The organism is uncultured Flavobacterium sp., from assembly GCF_963925185.1.
Classification (GTDB): Bacteria; Bacteroidota; Bacteroidia; order Flavobacteriales; family Flavobacteriaceae; genus Flavobacterium.
Map to the genome: position 1 here is coordinate 1 of NZ_CAWURC010000015.1, position 6,169 is coordinate 6,169.

Below are 6,169 nucleotides of genomic sequence, written 5' to 3' on the forward strand. Positions count from 1 at the left end.
TTGCGTCCGGTAATGTCTGGCGTTTTCTTCCAGTTTTCTCCACAAGGATTAACATTTGTAGCCACTGATGCTCACAAATTAGTAAAATATGCTCGTACCGATGTATCGGCTTCGCAAGTAGCTGATTTTATTATGCCAAAGAAACCTTTGACTATTTTAAAAGGAATTTTAGGCGCTTCTGATACCGAAGTAAAAATTGAATACAACGATTCGAATGCCACTTTTTCTTTCGATAATTACATTTTAATGTGTCGTTTAATTGATGGAAAATATCCAAACTACGAAGCGGTTATTCCAAAAGAAAACCCTAATAAATTGATGATTGATCGTTCTCAATTTTTGAGTTCTGTTCGTCGTGTTGCGATTTTCTCTAACAAAACTACACACCAAATTCGGTTGAAAATTGCAGGAGCCGAATTGAATATTTCTGCTGAAGATATAGATTACTCCAATAAAGCCGAAGAACGATTGACTTGTGATTATCAAGGTGACGATATGCAAATTGGGTACAACTCCCGTTTTCTTACCGAAATGTTGACTAACCTGCAATCGGATATGATTATGCTTGAAATGTCTTTGCCAAACAGAGCCGGAATACTAACTCCAGTTGACGGATTAGAAGAAGGTGAAACCGTGACAATGCTTGTGATGCCTGTAATGCTCAACAATTAATATTTGATTTGGTATACGAAATACGATTTTAAATCGTAATAAACCACTCTGGACTCAAACACCATAGTTTTTATAAAAGCCGTTTCTGAAATTAGGAACGGCTTTTTTTATTTGTGCATTGCTAGCACTGGAATGTCTAATCTATTCGAGAATTTTTGAACAAGACTTGGATTAAACAATTCCACAAAAAAATTTCTTTTGTAAGTATTCATTGCCAGCACATCAATATCTTTGAATAAGATAAAGTCTATAATTGTTCCTTTCACATCATCGCTAGGAATCACTGAAAAAACAACATGTTCCTCTTCAAACTCCTTTTCCCAATCCTTAATTATAGTTTCTGAAACATCTGAATTAGTCGTTTTTACATACAAACACCTTACTTTTGCATCCGCTTTTTTAGCTATTTTCAGCACATTTTTAAGTGCTTTTTTATCTTTGGCTCTGTAGCGGGTCGTAAAACCTATGGTTTCCATTTTCTTGTATTTTGATTCTAATGGAACTCTTAAAACTGGCACCTCAACAGCGGTTAAAACAGCGCCCGTATTAGTCCCCAGGAAAAAGGCTTCCCAACCCGTTGCACCAGAAGTTCCCATAACAACAAAATCGATTTTGTCTTCCTTGATTGATTTTTTAATATTATAAAGCAAGTTCCCATCCATTAAGCGATGGCTCATTTTTATATCCGCTAAGTTTCGATCCATGGCGATGGCGCACAGTTTAAGAATTCACTCTTTAAACATATCAAATTGGGATAATTGAATGGAATCGAAAATGATGTTATAGTTCTCTGGAAAAAACTGGTTGTCGTAAACTGGCAGTTCGAATGTGTGCAACAAAATAAGTTCCGCTTGAACTAATTTAGCAAATTCCAAAGCGGGAATAAAAGCGTTAGCGGCAACATCAGAAAAATCAGTGGGAAAGAGTATCTTTTTCATTTTAGTTACGATTTAAAGTTATAGGTCTCTCAAAGGTAGTCATAAAATAATTATTTAAAAATATAACTGTCAGGTATTTACACAAATTATGGTTAAAATATATGGTTGAAATAATTTTAAAATCGATACTTATTTAGATTGATTACCTTTGCTACCAAGAACCAACAAAAATGTTACACACAGATTCTATTGTTGCTCTCGCCACGCCTTCGGGAGCTGGAGCAATAGCCATAATTCGGATATCGGGAGAGGATGCAATTGCCATTGGCAATTCTGTTTTTCAATCCATCAAGGGAAAGGATTTGTCCAAACAAAAATCCCACACCTTGCACTTGGGACATATTATTGACAACAACAAAACATTGGACGAAGTTTTGGTTTCCATTTTCAAAGGACCTAATTCGTATACTGGCGAAAACACCATCGAAATTTCCTGTCACGGATCTACTTATATCCAGCAGCAAATTATTCAATTGTTGCTTAGAAAAGGCTGCCGAATGGCAACTCCCGGGGAATTTACCTTACGTGCTTTTTTGAACGGCAAACTCGATTTGTCACAAGCCGAAGCCGTTGCCGATTTAATCTCTTCGGATAACGAAGCCTCACATCAAATTGCAATGCAGCAAATGCGTGGTGGATTCTCTAACGAAATTGCCAAACTAAGAGAAGAATTATTGAATTTTGCTTCCCTGATTGAATTGGAATTGGACTTTGCCGAAGAAGATGTAGCCTTTGCTGACAGAACCCAATTTCACGAATTATTGAATCGAATCGAGTTTGTGTTAAAACGCCTGATTGATTCCTTTGCTGTGGGCAACGTAATCAAAAACGGAATTCCTGTGGCCATTGTAGGCGAACCCAATGTTGGGAAATCGACTCTTTTGAATGCTTTGCTGAACGAGGAACGCGCTATTGTTTCACACATTGCTGGAACGACCAGAGATACCATTGAAGATGAATTAGTCATTAGCGGTATTGGCTTCCGATTTATTGATACGGCGGGAATAAGAGAAACCGTCGATGTTATAGAAAGTATTGGAATTCGTAAAACTTTCGAAAAAATAGAACAAGCACAGGTGGTTCTTTTTTTAATTGATAGTTTACAATTGATAATTGACAATGAAAATAAATTGAAAATTGAAATTGAAAAAATAAAGAATAAGTTTCCTCAAAAACCCTTAGTAATTGTAATCAATAAAATTGATTTTTTAGATAAAGAACAAAATAAACTTCTTGCTGAAAAATTATCCATTATCAATTATCCATTATCCATTAAAATTTCGGCAAAACAAAGTATTGGCATTGAAGAACTTAAAAACCAACTACTTTCCTTTGTAAATACTGGAGCTTTGCGCAATAACGAAACTATTGTGACTAATACGCGTCATTACGATTCCTTGCTAAAAGCCTTGGACGAAATACAGAAAGTGAAATACGCACTAGAAACTAACCTTTCCAGCGACTTGATGGCCATTGATATAAAAGAAGCTTTGTATCATTTTGGTATGATTACCGGTCAAGTGACTAATGATGAGCTTTTGGGAAATATTTTTGCTAATTTCTGTATCGGGAAGTAAGCACCATAAAAACACACCTTAACAAAGCCCTTTTACAGGGCTTTTTTTTGTTTAAAAATGCGCTCATCCTGAAATAGAACTCTCCAGGTAGTTTAAATATTTAAATATTCATTTTCAAAATAAATTAACTTGTTTAGGGAAATTGTAATGCAACTAATTTTGAACAGAATAAAATTGAGTATTATTATTGTTAGTAGTAAAATTATGATTAATTTTATCAGCTATTAACCCAACATAAATGCACAAAAAACTTATCTTTTTATTCTTCTTACTTGGCTTTCTTTCGAATTCCATTATTGCTCAAAAATTAGAATTTGCCGGAAGTTTTATCATGTTTAGAGAAGCCAAGACCAAAGAACCGGTTTTAATTATTAACGATTCCTTATTATATAAAGGAGTTAAGCCAATAAAGACACCTTTTAAGCATACTAAATATCCAGGAAAACTTGAAGAATACATTCCTTTTAATATTGGAATCAAAACATATCTAGTTCATGATGGTTGTGGTCCTGTTTTAGAATTTAGAAATGATTCCATTGTTAGGATTAATGATGCCTATTTGCAACGCAATCAATTTAAAGCGGTTCATTTTGTTTATAAGAATGAAATTTATTTTTATGGAGGATACGGACTTTTTACAACAAAAAATATTTTGACTAAATATATTTTTGAAACCAAAGATTGGGTAGAGGTTCAAACTCATGGGGGAAAAGTACAAGATCCCCGATCAGGGGCTTATAGTTATCATAAAGGAGATACTTTTTATGTTTTTGGAGGAACAAATAAAGACTATAATAACATACCTAGTCCTAAGCCATTGGATAATAAGGTATGGCAATTGCATTTACCAACGATGAAATGGAATTGTGTAGGTAACTATGACCAAAATGTAATAAATAACGAGATTGATGGTGTCGTTTATGAAGGTCGTAATGTAGTTAAATTAATTAAAGGCGGTAGTGGATTTAATAAGTATAGTTTTATTGAACTTGACTATTATGCAAATAAAATAAACATCTTTGAACGTATCAACTACTTAGGGATATTGAGTTCTTATATTGAAGGGGATAAAATTATGGGTGTTTATAAAGGGGAACATAATTCTTTTTTTTATATGAGTGATATAGGTGAATTTAGAGGAGAACTAAAATCAACTTCCGTTTTTATTAGTCCTTTAGAACCTGACTTGAACTATTTAGCTATTATATCAGTCTCTTTCTTGGTAGTGATTTCGATGCTTTATCTTTTCCGGAAACCATTAAAATTATTTTTTAAGCCATTTAAAGGAATTATTTATAACCAACAAAAACATTCTTTTTGGTATAAACGAAAACTAATAATTAGTTTTGATGAAAAAGAAAAAAAAGTATTATTATATCTTTTAGAGCGTTTAGATCAATATGTTTCGTTAAACGAACTGAATCAATTATTTGAAAATAATACAGAAACCTTTTCGGCAACTATAAAAAGACGAGAGCTAGCAGTAAATGGATTACTAATCAAAGTTTCGAAAATAACGGGAATAAGCGAAAAAGAACTAACTCTTGAAAGAAAAAATACTGAAGACAAACGAATTAAAGATATTATGTTGTTGCCAAACTTGTTGAAAAAGGTTTAAAAAGGTAATTCAATTATAATACAGCTAATAAACACCATACTGGCGCTCGTTTATCGAAGTTCTCTGGTACTCGATTTTTTCGAGTACCAACATAAATTAAAAGACAAAAAACGTAGCGTTTGCAACGTAGTTAATAAAAAAAGGGAAAGAGCCGCGTTAAAAATGCTTTATTTGGCTCAAAGAAGTAAGTAGGTACTCTATGCAATCGAGCATCAGGTTAAACAGACGCCTGCCCCCAATCGTTCTAATCTAGTGATTCCCTATTTGAAATGAATGAGAATAAACTGTACTAAACAAAAGTTGTAAGTGTAAATCGTCAGCAAAAAGTGTACTGATTTAGTCAAAAACTAAGAGAGTGTTTTCAAAAATTATTAAATACAAAAGGCGAACCATAAAGGTTGCCTTATTGAAAGTCTATTCTAATATTATTTTAAAAATTTCTGATTGATCCTCACTTGATAAATTTATAAAGTAGAGTCCCTTTATATTATTTGAAACATCAACTTTATCAGTTGTGATGTTTGATTTTATGTCTTGCCCTATGCTATTGAAAATAGAGTACGAATAGGTTTTATCTGCTGGATTTGAAACATAGATATAGTCCTTTGTAATCGTTGGGTAAATAATTAATTGACTTAAATTATCATTCTTAATCGAAAGTAATCCCCAAGTATCTGTTGCTGGTGTTCCATTCCATATTTTAGTAGCCAAGTAAGGATTGTCTATAAATGGATTTCTATTGCCTTGAATCGTTTCAAGAATTGCATTTCTATTTAACTCATATTGTGATACAGGGTCTTGAACATTCCAATCTAAAAATAGGTTTGGCATATCGCCAAAGTTGGAATAGGAAGTACTACCAGCGCCAACAATGGTAGCCAAACATTGTGTTGGATACCTCACGTACATGTACATCATCATTCTAGCAACATCGCCTTTCCATTCATCACCGGGATACCAATTACCGTTGGCTAATACCCCTGTATTTCCAGAACCATTGTCATAAATTCTATTGCTTCTTGAACTATTCATTTGGCTATCTATTGCCCTTAAATGATGTGCATCTGAACCCGCAACTTCATACCCCAAATTAGGAGTACCTAAAGAGCGTGGGAATGTATGTTCTCTTACCCAAAGACCGGTACAACTACTAGTGTGGCATTGTAAATTTTTATCTCTGGTGCGGTGATTCCTAACAACGGGATCCACATCATTATAACCGTAAACAAGTAAAACATTATTATTATTGTTAGGGTCTAAATCAGTCTGCGATAGCGCATCCCAAACATCAGTTATTCCAGTTGCTGTGTATGGTAAATTTGTTGTATGAGTATTTGTTATATGGGTTGTTAATAGAGTTTTTA

At 33.7% G+C, this 6,169-nt stretch carries 6 protein-coding genes; 3 read left to right on the top strand and 3 right to left on the bottom strand.

Features of this window, described 5'->3' with window-relative positions; genetic code table 11:
- Positions 1 to 672, top strand: a 672-nt coding sequence (gene dnaN, locus AABM59_RS04350; RefSeq protein ID WP_338407755.1) for a DNA polymerase III subunit beta, incomplete at its 5' end; no start/stop codon positions are given.
- Positions 673 to 779: 107 nt separating this feature from the next.
- Here the strand turns inward: dnaN and AABM59_RS04355 are convergent.
- Positions 780 to 1,376 carry a universal stress protein gene (locus AABM59_RS04355; RefSeq protein WP_338407756.1) on the bottom strand — a complete coding sequence of 199 codons (597 nt, stop codon included), beginning with the start codon at positions 1,374 to 1,376 and terminating at the stop codon, positions 780 to 782.
- A gap of 24 nt (positions 1,377 to 1,400) precedes the next feature.
- On the bottom strand, positions 1,401 to 1,610 hold the full coding sequence (locus AABM59_RS04360; RefSeq protein ID WP_338407757.1) for a universal stress protein: 210 nt from the start codon (positions 1,608 to 1,610) through the stop codon (positions 1,401 to 1,403).
- A gap of 170 nt (positions 1,611 to 1,780) precedes the next feature.
- On the opposite strand from AABM59_RS04360, the gene mnmE reads away from it, so the two are divergent.
- Positions 1,781 to 3,187: a tRNA uridine-5-carboxymethylaminomethyl(34) synthesis GTPase MnmE gene (gene mnmE, locus AABM59_RS04365; RefSeq protein WP_338407758.1), complete on the top strand. Its 1,407-nt coding sequence runs from the start codon at positions 1,781 to 1,783 to the stop codon at positions 3,185 to 3,187.
- A 238-nt stretch (positions 3,188 to 3,425) separates the two neighbouring features.
- The gene (locus tag AABM59_RS04370; RefSeq protein ID WP_338407759.1) at positions 3,426 to 4,805 is read left to right on the top strand and encodes a hypothetical protein; all 1,380 of its coding nucleotides are present in this window, start codon (positions 3,426 to 3,428) and stop codon (positions 4,803 to 4,805) included.
- 414 nt (positions 4,806 to 5,219) lie between these two features.
- Here the strand turns inward: AABM59_RS04370 and AABM59_RS04375 are convergent.
- Positions 5,220 to 6,169 (bottom strand): endonuclease (locus tag AABM59_RS04375; protein ID WP_338407760.1); only part of this gene is annotated, 950 nt, incomplete at its 5' end.

What these genes read in the sequence shown, in the direction of transcription:
- AABM59_RS04355 (WP_338407756.1), bottom strand. Translation starts at nt 1,376, where the DNA reads ATGGATCGAAACTTAGCGGATATAAAAATGAGCCATCGCTTAATGGAT.
- AABM59_RS04360 (WP_338407757.1), bottom strand. Translation starts at nt 1,610, where the DNA reads ATGAAAAAGATACTCTTTCCCACTGATTTTTCTGATGTTGCCGCTAAC.
- mnmE (WP_338407758.1), top strand. Translation starts at nt 1,781, where the DNA reads ATGTTACACACAGATTCTATTGTTGCTCTCGCCACGCCTTCGGGAGCT.
- AABM59_RS04370 (WP_338407759.1), top strand. Translation starts at nt 3,426, where the DNA reads ATGCACAAAAAACTTATCTTTTTATTCTTCTTACTTGGCTTTCTTTCG.